The sequence below is a fragment of the Streptomyces koelreuteriae genome (assembly GCF_018604545.1).
Classification (GTDB): domain Bacteria; phylum Actinomycetota; class Actinomycetes; order Streptomycetales; family Streptomycetaceae; genus Streptomyces; species Streptomyces koelreuteriae.
This window is the reverse complement of sequence record NZ_CP075896.1, coordinates 2,454,031-2,472,611: the sequence shown is the minus strand read 5'-3', so window position 1 is coordinate 2,472,611 and position 18,581 is coordinate 2,454,031. Positions and strand designations below refer to the sequence as shown.

12 protein-coding genes are annotated in these 18,581 nt (G+C 68.7%); 7 read left to right on the top strand and 5 right to left on the bottom strand.

Features of this window, described 5'->3' with window-relative positions:
- Window positions 1-437: 437 nt before the first annotated feature.
- Both KJK29_RS10700 and KJK29_RS10695 read left to right on the top strand, forming a co-directional pair.
- Window positions 438-5,414, top strand: a complete 4,977-nt coding sequence (locus KJK29_RS10700; RefSeq protein WP_215118480.1) for an RICIN domain-containing protein — start codon at window positions 438-440, stop codon at window positions 5,412-5,414.
- 2 nt (window positions 5,415-5,416) lie between these two features.
- Complete coding sequence (locus KJK29_RS10695) at window positions 5,417-6,082, top strand: hypothetical protein (RefSeq protein WP_215118479.1); 666 nt, start codon at window positions 5,417-5,419, stop codon at window positions 6,080-6,082.
- Window positions 6,083-6,280: 198 nt separating this feature from the next.
- Here KJK29_RS10695 and KJK29_RS10690 read toward each other — a convergent pair whose 3' ends face one another.
- The gene (locus KJK29_RS10690) at window positions 6,281-6,904 is read right to left on the bottom strand and encodes a TetR/AcrR family transcriptional regulator (protein ID WP_215118478.1); all 624 of its coding nucleotides are present in this window, start codon (window positions 6,902-6,904) and stop codon (window positions 6,281-6,283) included.
- Between the two features lie 233 nt (window positions 6,905-7,137).
- On the opposite strand from KJK29_RS10690, the gene KJK29_RS10685 reads away from it, so the two are divergent.
- From KJK29_RS10685 to KJK29_RS10670, 4 genes are all read left to right on the top strand, one after another.
- Window positions 7,138-8,112: a tetratricopeptide repeat protein gene (locus KJK29_RS10685; RefSeq protein WP_215118477.1), complete on the top strand. Its 975-nt coding sequence runs from the start codon at window positions 7,138-7,140 to the stop codon at window positions 8,110-8,112.
- Window positions 8,113-8,734: 622 nt separating this feature from the next.
- On the top strand, window positions 8,735-9,394 hold the full coding sequence (locus tag KJK29_RS10680) for a DUF6230 family protein (RefSeq protein ID WP_215118476.1): 660 nt from the start codon (window positions 8,735-8,737) through the stop codon (window positions 9,392-9,394).
- 127 nt (window positions 9,395-9,521) lie between these two features.
- A complete protein-coding gene (locus KJK29_RS10675; protein WP_215118475.1) occupies window positions 9,522-10,082 on the top strand; it encodes a DUF6114 domain-containing protein in 561 nt (186 codons plus the stop codon).
- Entirely contained in the window at window positions 10,072-11,391 is a 1,320-nt protein-coding gene (locus tag KJK29_RS10670; protein WP_215118474.1) for a hypothetical protein, read from the top strand. Before KJK29_RS10675 ends, KJK29_RS10670 begins: the two co-directional genes overlap by 11 nt.
- A gap of 154 nt (window positions 11,392-11,545) precedes the next feature.
- On the opposite strand, the gene pyk is transcribed toward KJK29_RS10670, so the two are convergent.
- The 3 genes from pyk to pta form a co-directional block, all read right to left on the bottom strand.
- Window positions 11,546-12,973 (bottom strand): pyruvate kinase, encoded by a 1,428-nt coding sequence (pyk, locus tag KJK29_RS10665; RefSeq protein ID WP_215118473.1) that lies wholly within the window; start codon window positions 12,971-12,973, stop codon window positions 11,546-11,548.
- Window positions 12,974-13,047: 74 nt separating this feature from the next.
- Window positions 13,048-14,262: an acetate kinase gene (locus KJK29_RS10660; protein ID WP_215118472.1), complete on the bottom strand. Its 1,215-nt coding sequence runs from the start codon at window positions 14,260-14,262 to the stop codon at window positions 13,048-13,050.
- Window positions 14,259-16,367 carry a phosphate acetyltransferase gene (pta, locus tag KJK29_RS10655; RefSeq protein ID WP_215118471.1) on the bottom strand — a complete coding sequence of 703 codons (2,109 nt, stop codon included), beginning with the start codon at window positions 16,365-16,367 and terminating at the stop codon, window positions 14,259-14,261. Before pta ends, KJK29_RS10660 begins: the two co-directional genes overlap by 4 nt.
- 232 nt (window positions 16,368-16,599) lie before the next feature.
- On the opposite strand from pta, the gene KJK29_RS10650 reads away from it, so the two are divergent.
- Window positions 16,600-17,625: an ATP-dependent 6-phosphofructokinase gene (locus KJK29_RS10650; RefSeq protein ID WP_215118470.1), complete on the top strand. Its 1,026-nt coding sequence runs from the start codon at window positions 16,600-16,602 to the stop codon at window positions 17,623-17,625.
- A 76-nt stretch (window positions 17,626-17,701) separates the two neighbouring features.
- Here KJK29_RS10650 and KJK29_RS10645 read toward each other — a convergent pair whose 3' ends face one another.
- Window positions 17,702-18,442 (bottom strand): helix-turn-helix domain-containing protein, encoded by a 741-nt coding sequence (locus KJK29_RS10645; RefSeq protein WP_215118469.1) that lies wholly within the window; start codon window positions 18,440-18,442, stop codon window positions 17,702-17,704.
- Window positions 18,443-18,581: the final 139 nt, after the last annotated feature.

The window sequence follows — 18,581 nt, the reverse complement described above, 5'->3', positions numbered from 1 at the left end:
TGAGGTCAGCTGGAGGCCATGAGGGGGTGGCACTTGCCTCACAACCTCTTCGCACAGTGCGACGAGATTCAGTCAATCTCACGAGCTGCCGGGGCCCGACGGCTGTTTCACATTCACGAGTCCCGCACAAATGATCCGCGGTGTGAGCACGCGGATTGCGCATGCGGGGTGTGAACATCCGCCACGGATATATCGCGCCACGTCGCCCCAGCCCCTGAGTCAACACTGTCCCGACCTGGTTACCCGCGCGTATGGTGATCGTCGCGCCCGGCGGAGCTGACCCCTCCGCCACAGCGCGCGTCACCGGCGACCGGGGGGACATCGTCGCCATGGGGAGGGACGCACCGTCATGCCGGGACACCGGCTTTTCACGCATTTCCTCCGCTCCTTCTGACGGGCACCCCCAGCGCCTTCCTTTGCGATGAGGGGATACTTCCTTGCGCCCAAGACCTGGGCCCTTCCTGCCCAGAACCCGTGTTTCGTCCGGATCGGGTAAGTCCCGGTTCCTGACTTCCGTCGTGACGTCCGCGGTGGCCGTGGCCGTGTTGGCCGGCGTGGCGGTCCAGCCCGACGTGCTGGATCGGCTCACCGGATCGGAGGTGGCCGCCCCGGCGAACGGCTCGTCCGACTGGTCCGAGGACACCGCGGCTGAGCACCTGCGGCAGGACCAGTGCCTGATGGCGGATGTGCTGCGTCTGGGTGGGCCGTCCATGGCCGCGACCGCGCAGGACGGGTTGAACCAGCCGTCGGACAAGCTGCATGCCCTGGCCAACCGGCAGCACTGGGAGGACACCCCGCTGGCCGTTGCGTACCAGCAGGACAGGGACGCGGCCTCGAAGGAGCTCAACGCCCTCAACAACCGGCTTGGGGAATGGGGCAAGCCGCTCGACGGGCTGTCGCAGCCGGGTGGCTTCGACTCGTTGGCCGACTGGAAGGACCCTCCCGGCTCGACCGGCAGCAAGGAAAGCGACTTCTATACGCAGACCGGACTGACCTCTTGGGTGGCCGCCAGGTTCTGGAAAGACGACGGCGACTTCTATGAGGATTCGACGCCGAAGGCGGACGAGAAGACGCTCAAGGCCGTGACCGATCTGGGGGCCCCGCTTTACGGCGAGAGGCCCTACGATCCGGACCTGCCCAACGAGGAGCGGCAGCGCCAGTACGAGGAACGACGGGCCTTCGAGGGGTTGTTTGACACTTTCAACGGCAAGGGCGCTGATGACGCCCGTATGTTCCTGGCCTCCGGCGGATTCTCCCGCACCGCACCGGAGCCCGGTACCGCCGAACACCGGATCGCGGTCGAGGACCTGAAGACCAGGTTCGCGGCCTGTGCCTGGCGGGATCCGATTGACCCGAACAGGGTCTGGGGCGGTATTGCCGAGACGGCCGCTTCGGAGTGGCAGCGGGAGATCACTGCCCAGGCCGGTCAGCGCAACCAGATCCTGAAGTCCAGCAAGGACACTACCAACTCCCTCGCTGCCGGTGCGAAGGCGTTGGGGAACCTGCTGGGGCACTCGTGGGTCGCCGACCGTCTGGTCCGTTGGCAGGACTACTGGGCTCCGGGTGGTATCGGCTGGATCGGGGACTCCCCGACGGTGATCCAGGTCGAGGCGGCCAAGGGCAAGTGCCTGGACGCCGAGGGCGGCAAGACGGCTTCCGGCACGCCGGTGCAGGTCTACACGTGCAACAACGCCTCGGGGCAGCAGTGGCAGCTCCGCAGTGCTTCCGGTGGCAGCTACAACCTCGTCAATGTCAAGTCCGACAAGTGCCTGGACGTAGAGAACAGTGACCCTGCCAACGGCACGAAGATCCAGATCTGGACGTGCAACGGCAGCAAGGCGCAGCAGTGGAAGTTCGATGTCCGGGCTGTCAGTGAGCTGCGCAACGTCGCCACGGACAAGTGCCTGGACCTGAACAAGTTCGACAACAGTCACAACGCCTGGCTGTGGGGGTGCAACGGCACGAACCCGCAGAAGTTCCGGGTCGTTCCCACGGGCCACAAGGGCACGGACGACCATGACTACCCGGACAAGGCGCAGTTCGACCAGGCCAAGAAGAACATCGCAGCGGCACAGACGCAGGCGAAGAAGCAGCTCGACATCCTCAAGGCTCAGTCGGACGCGGCACAGAAGAGCGCCGTCGGCACGGACGCCGCGCAGAAGGCCGCTTATGCCATCGCCGACGAGGCCGGTGCCCCGCGCGGCCGTGGCCTGCTGGTCGGCCAGCAGAAGGCTCAGATCACCAAGGGCGCGGCAGCGGCGCTTGAGGCGATGGTGAAGGCAGGTACGACAGCAGAGGCCGCCACCCGCGCCTCGGCCGGTGACAGCGCGACCATCGCGCAACGGGCCCTGGCCCAGGCCGCGCAGACGAAGGCGGAGTTCCGCAAGGCCGCCGCGGCGATGGCCGAGTCCCAGGCGAAGGCCGCGGCCGACGCCGCGAAGCTGCACCGCGATAACGCCAAGAAGGACAAGGAGACGGCGGAGGCCAAGCTCGCCGAAGCGCTGAAGGCCGAGGGCGAGGCCAAGGCGGCAGCCGCCGAGGCCCATTCCGAGCGTCTGGCCGCCGAGGCCGAGGAGAAGACGGCCGAGGCGGAGAAGAAGACGGCCGCCGCGAAGCAGGCCGAGGCCGCCCAGCACAGGAAGAACGCCGAAGCCGAGGCGACGAAGGCCGAGGACGCCAAGGACAAGGCTGAGGCGGCCGAGGGCACGGCGGTCGAGAAGAAGAACGCCGCTGTGAAGGCTCGCGACAAGGCGCGCGACCTGCGCGACGACGCCTGGGACGCCGAGCAGAAGGCCGACGCCGCCCGCGCCAAGGCCGACGCCAAGGAGGCCTACGCCCAGGCCCACGAGTCCGACAGCAACGCCCAGGAGGCCAGAGCGGCGGCCGACGCCGCGGCCGGGCACGCGGATGACGCCGAGGCTGCCGCCACGAGGTCCCGTTCCGCGGCGGACGCCGCGACCAAGGCGGCAGCAGACGCCGACGCGGCGGCCACCCGGGCGGAGGCGGCGGCCAAGCGGTCCCGCGCCCACGCGGACGGCGCCCAGGCGGCGAAGCTGAAGTCCGACGCCGCGGTGAAGACCGCGACCAGCGCCGCGGCCGACGCCATCGACGCCTCCGAGCACGCCTCCTCGGAGGCGAAGGCCGCGGTCGCGATGGCCGACGAGGCGGAGAAGCAGGCCAAGACCGCCAAGTCCCACGCGGACGAGGCGAACAAGGAGGCCGCCAAGGCACTGGCCGCCTCCGCGAAGGCCGCGGGCTACGCCCACGTCACCGCACAGGCCGCCGTGGACGCCGGCAACGCCGCCGCCCAGGTCGCCAAGCCCGCCAACGACGCGATCCAGCTCGGCTCCCCGTACGTCACCACCGACTCGGCCGCCGGCCTGGTCGTCCTCACCGGCCAGGCATCCAAGACGATCGCCGAACAGCAGAAGGCCGTCGCCGACGCCCACGCCAAGAACGCGGCGGCAGAGGCCTCAGCCGCCAAGAACCTGGCCGACCAGGCGAAGGGCGATGCCAAGGCCGCCTACCAGCACGCGGCCAACGCAGCCGGACATGCCTCCGACGCCCGCGCCTACGCCAAGGAAGCCCTCGGCTACGCCGCCGACGCCGCCAAGGCCGCGTCCAAGGCAACCGCGTCCCTGGCCCGCACCCTCGAATACAACCGCCAGGCCACCGAGGACGCGGCGGCTGCTGACAAGGCAGCCGGGCGGGCCGAGGGCCATGCCAGAGACGCCCGCGACTCCGCCGACCAGGCCGCCCTTGACGCCGAAGCCGCCCGCACCGCCGCCGCGGCAGCCGAAGAGGCAGCCAACGACGCCCGCGCAGCAGCCAACCGCGCCGACGCCGCGGCGACTGAGGCGGAGGAAGCGGCCAAGGACGCGAAGAAGTACGCAGACGAGGCGCAGGAAGCAGCGGAGTCCGCCGAGCGGAAGGCTGCCAACAAGCAGATCTCGAGCGGCAGCGGCACCGGGATCGGCGGCCTGTTCTACGTCGTCAATGAGGACAGCGTAGAGGTAACCGACGCAAAGCAGCAGAACCCGTGCGTCATCGAAGTCGGTTTCGAGGGCTGCACCGTCACGTTCCTGGTGACGTTCAGCGCCACGGTGGACTTCTTCCTGTGCACTAATCCCGAGGTTCCGGCCACCGCCTCCGGCTGCCCCACCTCGGACACGGTGCTGCTCGACACGCAGCCATTCAAGGGCTTGAAGAAGGAGGTCACCCGGTCGTTCAGCAAGCTGGATCTCATTCAGCAGACCGTCGTCTACAAGATACTCAAGGCCGTTTTGGTCCAGGACTTCGTCGACTGCTGGCACGGCAGCGCGAGTGGTTGCGCCTGGGCCGCCAGCAACTTCATCCCCGGCAAGGCGTTCGGCAAAGTCGCTGAGGCGATCCACGCGCTGGACGCCGCGATGCATACCGGAGTCGGAGTCAGCGACGCGTTCAAGGCACTGAAGGCTCTGGATCTGGACACGGCTTCCCTCGCCAAGATCGAGAGCACGATCAACGGCTACGAGGACGTCGTCACTGCCTGTAGGGTCAACAGCTTTCCCGGTGACACGCGGGTGCTCATGGCGGACGGCTCGCGGAAGGAGATCCGCGACGTACGCGTCGGCGACCTCGTACTTGCGACGGACCTGGTGTCCGGTCGGTCGACCGCTCAGCCGGTGATCGACACGTTCCGGCACGACACCCGGCGCCTGGTGGACATCACCGTGGCTGACGGGACCCTGAGTAGCACGGCGGGTCACCTCTTCCATGTCGAGGGGCGCGGCTGGACCGTGGTCTCCGACCTACGCCCGGGCGACCGGTTGCGCACACCGGACGGCGAACTCCGGACGGTCACCGCTCTCCGGGATCGAGCCGGTCTCGTCCCCCGCGAGGTGTACGACCTGACAGTCGACAGGTTGCGCACCTTCTACGTCGGCACTGCAGGGGGACGTCCCCAGGACGTCCTCGTCCACAATTGCACGAACATCGTGGCCGACGAGGGGCTCGAGGAAGCCCATACGCTGAGGGAACACGTACGCCCGAACGACAATGCCATGGCGCAAAAGGCGGAGAAGTCGAAGAACGGCATCGCAACGAGATGGACCAGTGAGGCGATCGCCGCGGAGGCCGTCGACAAGGCCATGACAGCGTGGATCAAACAGGCTGGCAAGGCGAAGGAACTAGACGACTGGAAGATCCAGCAGGCCCAGAGAATCGGAAAGAAGATCGGCTTCATGCCGGACCGGGACCTGAAGACGATTAGGTGGACGATCCGGGACATGGGCCCGTCACTCGGGCAGAAGTGGGTGAGGAACGGCCCGCAGGGAGTGGCGGCCGGTACGACGGTGATCATCAAACTGAAGTATGTGGGCAAGCAGCACAAGCCCAGCAAATACGTCGTCTACACCGCCTACCTGGAAAGCTGACCATGACGGAAGAGACTGGGTTGTCCTGGGTGGCCGCCGAGTGCGACGACTTGGAGGACCTCCCTGTGGAAGAACTCGACTGCCTTGCCGAGCGAGGGCCTGTCGAAGCGATGCTCTGTGTCGCGGAGAGGGCAGTGGCGGTCCTGTCTCAACCGGCGGCGGTACGGCTGGGACAAGACGTGCGGCGTCTGATGGAGTCCTCGCTGCCTGACGCGACGATCCGCACGGTGTGGCTGGGTGCGACGGACCATGTCTTTGACCCGGCCAAGGACGGCATAAGCACCCGCACCTGGCTGTGGAAGATGGAACAGGCATGGCTCACAGCCGAACGCCGCAACGACCCTGCGTTCATCTCCCCACCCGCCGCCCCTGAAACAGACGAGCGACTACGACGGGACGTTCTCCAGGCCATCGGACGGATCGACCATGACCTCACGGGCGCCGTCGAGAACCGGATCTATCCGCTCTCCCTGCCGGGTCTTGTTCCAGCCCTTGAGCTGGTAACCGTCCGGGCCTGCGCGGACCTCGGGTACCGGATGGTCCTGCGCGCGCTAAAGGCGAACTACGTGGCTGTCGATGCAAAGAGCCGCGACATGTTCGTCGAGCTCGGAAGCCGTTTCGGCCACGCACGGTCCCTGGTGACAAAGGACCTCAATCACCAGGCGTGACCGTCGCATGCGGACGGGTGCGCGCAGCTCGCCTGCCACGCAACCGTCTGCTGAATGAGGCCGCCGGAGCGGAGGGGCTACCCCTCCGCTCCACCCGGTCCCCAACCCACACGGGACAGGCCCTCCGTCGGCCGGCCGCATGGCAACGAGAGAGGTCACCATCCCTCTCCGCTCCACCCAATGAGCCGCGAGCGGGCGTCAGACTGCCGCCGCTGCCGCCAGGCCGTTGAGCAGGAGTGCGGTGAGACTCCACGCCCACGTCGCGTCGACGGGCTCGGCGCTCACCAAGGCCCGATGTACGACAGCGCCCGCGATTACGTCGAAGATCAGGTCCACCGTGCGGGCCGACTCCGACGGGTCTGTCTCCGGGGGTAGCTCGCCACGGGCCTGTGCTCTGGTCCGGCCCTCCACGACCAGGCGCTTCTGGCGGTTCACGATCGACTCGCGGATACGTTCCCGAAGGGCGTCGTCTCTCGTCGACTCCGCGACCACCGCCATCAGTCCGCTCCGCGCCTCAGGGCGGGCCAGAATCGTGGCGAACTGGAGGACGACGCCCTCGATGTCCGCGGCCAGTGAGCCGCTGTCCGGCAGCTCCAGTTCGTCGAAGAGTTCCGCCACCGCGTCGACGACCAGTTCGTTCTTGCCCGCCCAGCGGCGATAGAGGGTTGTTTTTGCAACCCCGGCGCGGGTTGCGACGTCTCCCAGGGTGAGTTTGGACCAGCCCAGTTCCACCAGGGCCGCCCGGGTGGCGGCCAGGATCGCGGCGTCCGCCGCGGCGCTGCGCGGGCGCCCGGTGCGGCTGGCTGGGCTGCGGCTCTGCATGCCATGACCATAACGGGCGGTTCCTGTGTGGCCGTGAGGGAGATCACCGGGGGGTGGTGGTCCGGCGGCACGGCGTGCCATTACGCTACGTCTCGTAGCGAAAGCCCGTGATGGACGTACACGGGCTTCGGCGACTTGGCGTGGGGTGGGGACCCGGCGCCGAACGGGACCCGACCGGCCCGGCTTTCACACCGTTTTTCACACGCGCGCGCAGTACGGGGGAGGATAGACGCATGCAGCCACGGAACATGTCCATGAGCGGAGTCGTCGACCTCGCCGCGGTGAAGGCGGCCCAGGAGGCCAAGGCGAAGGCGGAGCAGGCGCGTGCCCAGACCGCCCGGGAGGGCGGTGCGGGGGCGATCTCCCCGGCCGACCTCGTCATCGACGTCGATGAGGCGGGATTCGAGACCGACGTCCTGCAGCGGTCCGCCGAAGTGCCCGTCGTCATCGACTTCTGGGCCGAGTGGTGTCAGCCCTGCAAGCAGCTGAGCCCGGTCCTGGAGCGGCTGGCCGTCGAGTACAACGGCCGTTTCCTGCTCGCCAAGATCGACGTCGACGCCAACCAGATGCTGATGCAGCAGTTCGGCATCCAGGGGATCCCCGCGGTGTTCGCGGTCGTCGCGGGGCAGGCGCTGCCGCTCTTCCAGGGGGCCGCGGGCGAGGAGCAGATCCGGGGAACCCTGGACCAGCTCGTGCAGGTCGCCGAGCAGCGCTTCGGCCTGACGGGTCTCACTGTCGACCCCGACGCCGAGGCGGGCGGTGCCCCGGAGACTCCCGAGCGTCCGGCCGGTCCGCACGACGCGGTCCTCGAGGCCGCCGTACAGGCGCTGGACTCGGGTGATCTGAGCGGTGCGATCCAGGCGTACAAGAACGTACTGAACGAGGACCCGGGCAACGAAGAGGCCAAACTGGGTCTCGCCCAGGCCGAGTTGCTCCAGCGGGTGCAGGGCGTCGACCCGCAGCAGGTGCGCAAGGACGCGGCCGACAAGCCGGCCGATGTGCGGGCGCAGATCGCCGCGGCCGACCTGGATCTGGTGGGCGGCCATGTCGAGGACGCTTTCGGCCGTCTGATCGAGACCGTGGCGCGCACGGTGGGTGACGACCGGGACACCGTGCGGATGCGGCTGCTGGAGCTGTTCGAGGTGGTCGGGCCCGAGGATCCGCGGGTGATCGCGGCGCGCAGGGCCCTGGCACGCGCCCTGTTCTGACCAGTCGTTAAACACGCGGGCTTGTGGTGCCCACGTGAAAGATTTGCCCACGGAACGTCACCGCGGCCGCGCTTTACCAAAACTTGGTAATCGCGGCCGCTGTTACTGCGAGTAAGTCACGGGCGTTGATCTGTCGGTTTCTGTCCATTGATCAACAGCTTTGTACCGCAGGTGAGGACCACCCTGCGTCGTCGGCCGAGACCGATGGGTCGTTGTTCGGTTATACGGCCGTTACTAGCCAGTAACGAACCCCCTTGTGCGGGCGGCGAGAATGCACCACGATCGGCCACGCTCGGTCCATTCCCGTACCCCGGCAGCCGGTTGGGTCGCGGGACATCCAGGGTCCCCACCGAGCAGAGCCGGCGGCAGTGGCGCCGGCTCTTGGACAGGGGGGTCTTCGCCCACCCGGCGAAGCCTGTCCAGCAGGGTTGTGCGTGATGCGTGTCAGGCGCGACCAGTGGTTGTCGCTCGGGGGTGATCGCCGGTGATTCGGGCGCGAGTTGCGCCGCCGAGTGCAGGCGCTCTCCTTCCCGAGGACGTAGCACTTCTCCCATCCCTGCCCGGCTGAGCCGCCATTCGGGGCGAGCCAGGGCAGGAGATGTACGTCCGAGAAGGAGGAAATATGGAGTCCCAGGTGCGTGGCGGGACGAGATGGAAGCGGTTCGCTGTGGTGATGGTGCCCAGCGTCGCCGCCACGGCTGTGATAGGTGTCGCCCTCGCGCAGGGTGCACTCGCCGCGTCGTTCAGTGTGTCGGGGCAGTCGTTCAAGGTCACGGCGAAGGAGCTCAACGGTACGGGCTTCTCCCAGTACGGGGCCGTCGACCAGGGGACTACTCTCTCCGGCGAGAAGACGGGGCACGCGGTGGCGGTCTCGGCATTCGAGTCGGCCTACATCGAGAAGATGTGCCAGTCCGTTGTCACCCCGAGTGTGCCTTTCGTCGGGGACATCACTCTGAGGCTGGAGGCAGGTGACAGCAGCGACCAGAAGAAGCAGGTCTATGCCAAGAACCTGTACATCGACGTCGAGGACCTTCAGGCGGATGCCGAGTTCCGCAACATCGACATCGGTGTAGCGGCCGGGGACATGAAGAACGGCCCCGGCCCCGGCATGAAGGGTGGCAAGGAACAGGCCAACCCGAACGGCTTCGGTCAGCAGGCGGAGTCTGCGACGCTGAAGAACGTGAAGCAGACGGCGTGGGCGACCACTGCCGGAACCTTCAAGCTGAGCGGTCTGCACATGTCGCTGCACAAGGGCAAGGGTGCCGGCGTCGAGTGCTACTGAGCACTCCGTGGCGGGCGGGGGGCCGATGGCGCCCCGCCCGTCGGGGCTTCGGCCGCCTCTTCACCCTCAACCCCTCATCGCAGTACCACCCTCACCACAGCAACGCCGCACCAGGGAGCTGTTTTCCATGAGCGCCGAGATCTCTGCCGCGCCCGGTCAGTTCGCCCGCCGGAGGCTGCAGTTCCGCGCCTGGCGGGGCACTAGGCCGTTCTGGGCCGGCCTGTTCATCATGATCGGTGGCTTTCCGATCATGTACTTCCCGTACGCGAACCTTCAGATCGGCCACCTGACCCTGGCGATGGCGACCACCGCGGGCGCCGGCTCCCTGATCATCGGTGTGCTGCTCGTTGTGCTGGGCATCAGTCTGTGGTTCCAGAAGCACATCCGGACCTTCGCGGGCGTCGCGGCGATTCTGCTGGGCCTGGTGTCCATTCCGGTGTCCAACTTCGGCGGTTTCGTCGTCGGTTTCCTGTTCACCCTCGTCGGCGGCGCGATGGCTGTGGCGTGGGCGCCAGGCGGGGACACCGACGCACAGCCGGCGCAGCAGGTCGCGGTAGGCGGAGGGGGCGCACCCGCGGGTGTCGCTGACTCCGACACCACGATTCTCAGGCCCGTGGCGGGCGAGCCGAACGATCTGTCAGGAACGAGCCCGGCGAACGGGGCGAACGGGAGGCGCAGTGCCGGCTGACGACGTGACTCACAGGGATGATGCGGAAGCGTCCCGTGTGAGAACCGGGCCGCGCCACGCGGCACCCAAGAAGCCGCTCTTCACCCGGTTCCAGATGCCGGGCGGCAAGGCGATAGCCATGGCCGCGATGCCGACCGCGGTTCTCATGGGGATGGGCTTCACATCGACGCTCGCGATCGCCGACAGCAAGACCCCGGCGACGCCCTCGGCGAAGAGCCTGACGGCCGACGAGTACAAGGACTGTGTGGCGTCCATGGAGGGCTCCGAGAAGGAGCCCAAGGGGGACGACCCGGCCTCGCCCACACCGTCTCCGTCGGCGAGCAATGGCGAGACGGACGACAAGGGCGACACCGCACCGGCGCCGTCCCCGTCGAGCAACACGGGCAAGGGCGGTTCCTCCTCGTCGGATTCAGGTTCCGACGACACGGGCGACAAGACCGAGCCCACCCCGACCCCTTCGGCATCCGAGGCCACGCCCAGCCCGTCGGAGTCCGAGGGTGGCGGCAACGTCCTCGAGGACATCGGCGAGGCGATCGGCGGCATCTTCAAGGGCGGCAAGTCCACGGAGAGCCCGAGCGCCACGCCCTCCGCGTCCGCCTCGCCCTCCGAGGACACCGACAAGGCCTCGGACACGAGCAAGGACAGCGCGTCCGACGCCGTCGAGAAGACGACCGACACGGTCGAGGACACCGTCAAGGACACGACGGACACGGCGTCCAAGGCAGCCGAGGGCACGACCGACGCCGTCGAGAAGGCGGCCGAGAAGGCCGAGGACGCGGCAGGGAAGGCCACCGCCTCCCCCAGCCCGTCCGAGAGCCCCTCGGTGGACCCCGAGGACTGCCCGGCCGCCACGGACGCCGAGGGCGGCGTCGACAACGAACTCCTCGTGCCCGACGAGCCCTGGCGCCTGGAGGCCAGCTCGCTGAAGCTGCACGGCGCCGACTACCAGGGCATCGTGCAGGTGAAGACAGCGAGCGGTGCCACCAAGAAGGTCCTGAAGTTCGTCATCTCCAAGGGCACCGAGATCGGGGATCTGCACCAGCTCGTCACGGACAAGCAGTCCGGCAAGACCCACCACGTCCAGGCGGCCAAGGGGTCGACGTCCACGATCACCGACGGCAAGACGGTGATGTACACGGAGAAGATCTCGGGCAACCTGCTCGGGCTGGTCCCGCTCACGTTCGACCCCGAGCACCCGCCGCCCCTGAACCTGCCGGAGATCTACTTCACCAACGTGAAGGTCGTCCAGGCCGGCCAGTTCGGCGGCACGCTGACCGTGCCGGGGCTGCACCAGTACATCACCGACTGACACCGCCTCAGAGGCCTCTCCGGGAGCCGCAACAGACTGTGCCCCGCCGGGTTCGACCCGGCGGGGCACAGTCGCGTCCTACGAGACGAGGGCGCCCCCTGGATCGCAGGGGGCGCCCTCGGGGCCGTTCAGGGGCCTGTGTGGCCCTTGTGGGTCAGGACTTGGCTTCGCCCAGGTGGTGGACGCGGACCATGTTGGTGGTGCCGGGGACGCCGGGGGGTGAGCCGGCGGTGATGACCACGATGTCGCCGTCGTTGAAGCGGTTGAGCTTGACCAGCTCCTGCTCCACCAGGTCGACCATCTCGTCGGTGCTGTTCACGAACGGCACGACGTACGGCTCGACGCCCCAGCTGAGGGCCATTTGGTTGCGGGTGCCCTCGTCGGTGGTGAAGGCGATGATCGGCTGCTGGGCGCGGTAGCGGGACAGGCGGCGGGCGGTGTCGCCGGACTGGGTGAAGGCCACCAGGCCCCGGCCGCCGAGGAAGTCGGCGATCTCGCAGGCGGCACGGGCCACCGAGCCGCCCTGGGTGCGGGGCTTCTTGCCCGGGACGAGCGGCTGCAGGCCCTTGGAGAGCAGCTCCTGCTCGGCGGCGGTGACGATCTTCGACATCGTCTTGACCGTCTCGATCGGGTAGGCGCCGACGGAGGACTCCGCCGACAGCATGACCGCGTCGGCGCCGTCCAGGATCGCGTTGGCCACGTCGGAGGCCTCGGCGCGGGTCGGACGGGAGTTGGTGATCATCGACTCCATCATCTGGGTCGCCACGATCACCGGCTTGGCGTTGCGCCGGCACAGCTCGATCAGGCGCTTCTGCACCATGGGGACCTTCTCGAGCGGATACTCGACGGCGAGGTCACCGCGGGCGACCATCACACCGTCGAACGCCATCACGACGTCCTCCATGTTCTGCACCGCCTGCGGCTTCTCCACCTTGGCGACGACGGGGACGCGGCGGCCCTCCTCGTCCATGACGCGGTGCACGTCCTGGACGTCCTTGGCGTCGCGGACGAAGGACAGCGCGACCAGGTCGCAGCCCATGCGCAGCGCGAAGCGGAGGTCCTCGATGTCCTTCTCGCTCAGCGCGGGCACGTTGACGGCCGCGCCGGGCAGGTTGATGCCCTTGTGGTCGGAGATGACGCCGCCCTCGATGACGATCGTCTTCACCCGGGGGCCTTCGACCTCGGTGACCTTCAGTTCGACGTTGCCGTCGTTGATCAGGACCTGGTCGCCCTTGGTCACGTCGCCGGGCAGGCCCTTGTAGGTCGTCCCGCAGATCGTCTTGTCGCCCGGGACGTCCTCGGTGGTGATGGTGAACTCGTCACCGCGCACCAGCTCCACGGGGCCTTCTGCGAAGGTCTCCAGACGGATCTTCGGGCCCTGGAGGTCGGCGAGGACACCGATGGCCCGGCCGGTCTCCTTGGCGGCGGCACGGACCCGGTCGTACCGGCCCTGGTGCTCGGCGTGCGAGCCGTGGCTGAAGTTGAAGCGGGCCACGTTCATACCGGCTTCGATCAACGCGACAAGCTGCTCGTGGGAGTCGACCGCGGGGCCGAGAGTACAGACGATTTTCGAACGGCGCATGGGGGCGATCCTATCGGTTTGTTTCGCAACGGAATATTCCGTCTGGCGGAAAATACAAAAGGGCGGGATGCCGCTCAGGTGTGATTCCCCGAACCAATTACCAGCGCGTAGGTCTGCGTCGCGATCTCCAATTCCTCGTCAGTAGGTACCACCGCCACCGCCACCCGGGAGCCCTCGGGCGAGATCAGCCGCGCCTCGTCGCCGCGTACGGCGTTGCGCTCGCCGTCCACCACCAGGCCCAGCTCCTCCAGGCCGGCCAGGGCGGCCTCCCGTACGGGCGCCGCGTTCTCGCCGACACCGGCGGTGAAGGCCACCGCGTCCACCCGTCCGAGCACGGCGTAATAGGCACCGATGTACTTCTTCAGGCGGTGAATGTAGATGTCGAAGGCCAGCTCCGCCTGCTCGTCGCCTTCGTCGACGCGACGGCGGATCTCCCGCATGTCGTTGTCGCCGCACAGACCGATCAGACCGCTCTTCTTGTTGAGAAGAGTGTCGATCTCGTCCGCGGACATTCCACCAACACGCATCAAATGGAAGATGACGGCCGGGTCCATGTCTCCCGAGCGCGTACCCATCACGAGCCCCTCCAAAGGCGTCAGCCCCATGGAGGTGTCCACACACTTGCCGCCCCGAACGGCCGAGGCGGACGCCCCGTTGCCCAGGTGCAGCACGATCACGTTCGTCTCGGCGGGGTCCTTGCCCAGCAGCCCGGCGGTGGCCCGGGAGACGTAGGCGTGCGAGGTGCCGTGGAAGCCGTAGCGCCGCACGCGGTGCTCGTCGGCCGTCTTCACGTCGATCGCGTAGCGGGCGGCCGACTCCGGCATGGTCGTGTGGAACGCGGTGTCGAACACGGCGACCTGCGGCAGATCGGGCCGCAGCGCCTGGGCCGTGCGGATGCCCGTGAGGTTGGCCGGGTTGTGCAGCGGGGCCACCGGGATGAGCCGCTCGATCTCGGCGAGCACGGCGTCGTCGACGACGGTCGGCTCGGTGAAGGACTTCCCGCCGTGCACCACGCGGTGGCCGATCGCGGCCAGTTCGGGCGAGTCCAGACCGAGGCCGTCCTTGGCGAGCTCCTCGGCCACGGCCTTCAGCGCGGCGTCGTGATCGGCGATCGCGCCGCCCCGCTCGCGGCTCTCGCCGCCCGCCGGGGTGTGCTTGAGCCGGGAGGTCTGCTCGCCGATGCGTTCGACGAGCCCCACCGCCAGCCGGCTGCTGTCGCCCATGTCGAGCAGCTGGTACTTCAGCGACGAGGAGCCGGAGTTGAGGACGAGGACACGGGACGGGCTCACTGGGCGGTTGCCTTCTCACTCGGGGACGGGGCCGGGGACGGGGGCTGGGCCTGTATCGCCGTGATGGCGACGGTGTTGACGATGTCCTGGACGAGAGCGCCCCGGGACAGGTCGTTGACCGGCTTGCGCAGGCCCTGGAGCACCGGGCCGACGGCGATCGCGCCGGCCGAGCGCTGCACGGCCTTGTAGGTGTTGTTGCCGGTGTTCAGGTCGGGGAAGATCAGCACGGTCGCCTGCCCGGCGACCTCGGAGCCGGGCAGCTTGGTCGCCGCGACCGACGGCTCCACGGCGGCGTCGTACTGGATCGGGCCCTCGATCTTCAGGTCGGGCCGGCGGGAGCGGACCAGCTCGGTGGCCTCGCGGACCTTGTCCACGTCCGCGCCGGAGCCGGAAGTGCCGGTGGAGTACGACAGCATCGCGATGCGCGGCTCCACACCGAACTGCTCCGCCGTCGTCGCCGACTGCATGGCGATGTCCGCGAGCTGCTCGGCGTTCGGGTCGGGGTTGACCGCGCAGTCGCCGTAGACGAGGACCTTGTCCGCCAGGCACATGAAGAACACCGACGAGACGATGTCCGCGTCCGGCTTGGTCTTGATGATCTCGAAGGCCGGGCGGATGGTCGCGGCCGTGGAGTGCACCGAGCCCGAGACCATGCCGTCGGCGAGGCCCTCCTGGACCATCAGCGTGCCGAAGTAGTTCACGTCGGAGACCACGTCGTACGCCAGCTCCACGGTGACGCCCCGGTGGGCGCGCAGGGCCGCGTACTTCTCGGCGAAGGCGTCGCGCAGGTCGGAGGCGGCCGGGTCGATCAGCTGGGACTCGCCGAGGTCGATGCCCAGGTCGGCGGCCTTCTTGCGGATCCGGTCGACCGGGCCCAGCAGGGTCAGCTCGCACACGCCCCGGCGCAGCAGCACCTCGGCGGCGTGCAGCACCCGCTCCTCGGTGCCCTCGGGCAGCACCACACGGCGCAGGTCGGAGCGGGCCTGCTCCAGCAGCTTGTGCTCGAACATCATCGGTGTGACGCGGTCGCTGCTGGGCGCGGAGACCCGGCGCGTGAGCTCAGCGGTGTCGGTGAACCGCTCGAACAGGCCCAGTGCCCGCTCGGCCTTGCGCGGGGTGGCCGCGTTCAGCTTCCCCTCCAGGGAGAAGAGCTGCTCGGCGGTGGGGAAGCTGGTGCCCGCCACCGACAGCACCGGGGTGCCCGGCGCGAGGCGGTCGGCGAGGGTGAGGATGTCGGGGCCGGGCACCTCGTCCAGGGTGAGCAGCACCCCGGCTATCGGCGGGGTGCCGGCGCTGTGCGCGGCGAGCGCGCCGACGACCAGGTCGGCCCGGTCGCCCGGGGTGACGACGAGGCAGCCCGGGGTCAGGGCGCCCAGGAAGTTCGGCAGCATCGCGCCGCCGAAGACGAAGCCCAGCACGTCCCGGGCGAGCCCCGAGTCGTCGCCGAGGACCACCCTGCCGCCGAGCGCGTGGCTGATCTGCGAGACGGTCGGGGCGGACAGCGCGGGCTCGTCGGGCAGGACGTAACAAGGTGCGGGGAGCCGGGAGTCGAGCCGGCGGGCGATCTCGTCGCGGTCCTCGCGGGCCACCCGGTTGGTGACCATGGCGAGGACGTCGCAGCCGAGTGTGTCGTAGGCCCGGTAGGCGTTGCGCGTCTCGGCGAGCACCGACTCGACGGTCTGCTTGCGGCCGCCGACGACCGGGATCACGGAGGCTCCGAACTCGTTCGCCAGCCGGGCGTTCAGCGACAGCTCGTCGGGGAGCTGGGTGTCGGCGAAGTCGGTGCCGAGGACCAGGACCACGTCGTACTCGCGGGCGACCAGGTGGAACCGTTCCACCAGCGTGGACACCAGCTCGTCCGTGCCGGCCTCGGCCTGCAGGGCGGACGCCTCCTGGTAGTCCATGCCGTAGACGGTCGACGCGTCCTGGGCGAGCCGGTAGCGGGCGCGCAGCAGCTCGAAGAGGCGGTCGGGCCCGTCGTGGACGAGGGGGCGGAAGACACCGACCCGGTCCACCTGCCGGGTGAGGAGCTCCATGACCCCCAGTTCGACGACCTGGCGTCCGTCGCCGCGGTCGATGCCGGTCACGTACACGCTGCGGGTCACGCGCGCTCTCCGTTTCGTCTCAGTGGCATGTCTCTGTTCGGGATGTCTCTGTGGGACGTCGAATCTCTGCGGACGTCGAAAAATCGCCCATCGGGGTGAGCGGAACCGCCTTGACAATACCTCCGCCGATGGATAAGGCGCCCGTCAGAGGCGGGTACCCCACCCGGCTGGGGAGCGTGAAACAATCGGCAGAAGCTCACCGGTGTCAACAGCGAGCAGGAGACACAGCACGATGCGTATCGGAGTTCTCACCGCAGGCGGCGACTGCCCCGGCCTGAACGCCGTGATCCGGTCGGTCGTGCACCGGGCGGTCGACAACTACGGCGACGAGGTCATCGGCTTCGAGGACGGCTACTCGGGCCTGCTGGACGGCCGCTACCGCGCCCTCGACCTCAACGCCGTCAGCGGCATCCTGGCCCGCGGCGGCACCATCCTGGGATCGTCCAGGCTGGAGCGCGACCGGCTGCGCGAGGCCTGCGAGAACGCCTCCGACATGATCCACGAGTTCGGCATCGACGCGCTGATCCCGATCGGCGGCGAGGGCACACTGACGGCGGCCCGGATGCTGTCCGACGCGGGCCTGCCCGTCGTGGGCGTCCCGAAGACGATCGACAACGACATCTCCTCCACGGACCGCACCTTCGGCTTCGACACGGCCGTGGGGGTCGCCACCGAGGCGATGGACCGTCTGAAGACGACCGCCGAGTCCCACCAGCGGGTGATGGTGGTGGAGGTCATGGGCCGGCACGCCGGGTGGATCGCGCTGGAGTCCGGCATGGCGGCGGGTGCGCACGGCATCTGTCTGCCCGAGCGTCCGTTCGACCCCGCCGATCTCGTCAAGATGGTCGAGGAGCGCTTCGCCCGCGGCAAGAAGTTCGCGGTGATCGCCGTCGCCGAGGGCGCCCACCCCGAGGACGGCACCATGGACTATGGCAAGGGCGCGATCGACAAGTTCGGCCACGAGCGCTTCCAGGGCATCGGCGCGGCACTCGCCCATGAGCTGGAGCGGCGGCTCGGCAAGGAGGCCAAGCCGGTCATCCTCGGCCACGTCCAGCGCGGCGGCTCACCGACCGCCTACGACCGGGTGCTCGCCACCCGGTTCGGCTGGCACGCGGTGGAGGCGGCGCACCAGGGCCGCTTCGGCCGGATGACCGCGCTGCGCGGGACGGACATCGTGATGGTGCCGCTCGCGGAGGCCGTGACCGAGCTGAAGACGGTGCCGAAGGACCGGATGGACGAGGCCGAGTCGGTCTTCTAGTCGTTTCGGATGTTCCAGACGTTCTGGATGTTCCAGACGTCCTGGGTGTTCCGGGGCTCTGGACGTTCTGGAGGTTCTAGGCAGGGATCTCCTGGATTCTCGTCCAGAAGTGGTCGACGATCCGGTTCAGGAAGTCGCGGGCGGTGTCGCCCGCGTCGCTGTTGCCGCCGCCCCAGCTCAGGGTGGCGGCCATATGGCCCTGGTAGTCCTCGTGCAGCGCCCGCAGGGCGCCCTCCAGGAAGGGCCGGTCCAGGGGTACGAGTTTGGCCACCGGGCGTACGTAGGCCTGCCAGCGGGTGCTGACCGCGCTGCGCAGCAGATCGCCGAGCTTGGCGTTCCGGCCCGTGACGGTGACGAAGTCGGGCAGGCCGAGGCCGAGCAGGTCGGCGAGGGCGCCGGACTGGCGGTCCGTGCCGCGCCAGGTGTCGGTCTCCTCCATGCGCAGATAGGCGTGGACCTCGTGTCCCACGGCCCGCGCCACGTCCTCGGGGGCGAGGCAGCGGGCGATGCGATGCTCGCGCAGGGTGCGGGGTCTGCCGATGAGCTCGCCGGGGGAGCACCACAACACTCCGGCGAGGGCGGTGAGTTCGGAGTTGGACGGGGCCGCGGTCCCGCGCTCCCAGTCGACGACGTGGTCCGGGGTGACGCGGGGATGCCCGTACGAGACGCGCATCCCGTGAGCGACGTGCTCGGGCGTCATGCCGAGCGCCGCGCGCAGACGGCGGGCAGCCGGGGCGTTGAAGGGCGGGGCCGTCGGGGCGGACTGTGGAGGGGGAGGGGCGGCGGGCTTGCTCGGACGGGCTGAAGGTCGGCGCACGCGCCACAAGCTAGGGGGACGGGGGTGCGGTGACTACGGTCTGTTCGGCCAGGATCACGGATTGTAGGAAGCTACGGCTACCGGTGGGTTCGGCCGGGGCCGAAGATCGGCTTGTCGCTCGGGGCGGGTTGGGGGTAGG

What these genes read in the sequence shown, in the direction of transcription:
- KJK29_RS10695 (WP_215118479.1), top strand. Translation starts at nt 5,417, where the DNA reads ATGACGGAAGAGACTGGGTTGTCCTGGGTGGCCGCCGAGTGCGACGAC.
- KJK29_RS10690 (WP_215118478.1), bottom strand. Translation starts at nt 6,904, where the DNA reads ATGCAGAGCCGCAGCCCAGCCAGCCGCACCGGGCGCCCGCGCAGCGCC.
- KJK29_RS10685 (WP_215118477.1), top strand. Translation starts at nt 7,138, where the DNA reads ATGCAGCCACGGAACATGTCCATGAGCGGAGTCGTCGACCTCGCCGCG.
- KJK29_RS10680 (WP_215118476.1), top strand. Translation starts at nt 8,735, where the DNA reads ATGGAGTCCCAGGTGCGTGGCGGGACGAGATGGAAGCGGTTCGCTGTG.
- KJK29_RS10675 (WP_215118475.1), top strand. Translation starts at nt 9,522, where the DNA reads ATGAGCGCCGAGATCTCTGCCGCGCCCGGTCAGTTCGCCCGCCGGAGG.
- pyk (WP_215118473.1), bottom strand. Translation starts at nt 12,973, where the DNA reads ATGCGCCGTTCGAAAATCGTCTGTACTCTCGGCCCCGCGGTCGACTCC.
- KJK29_RS10650 (WP_215118470.1), top strand. Translation starts at nt 16,600, where the DNA reads ATGCGTATCGGAGTTCTCACCGCAGGCGGCGACTGCCCCGGCCTGAAC.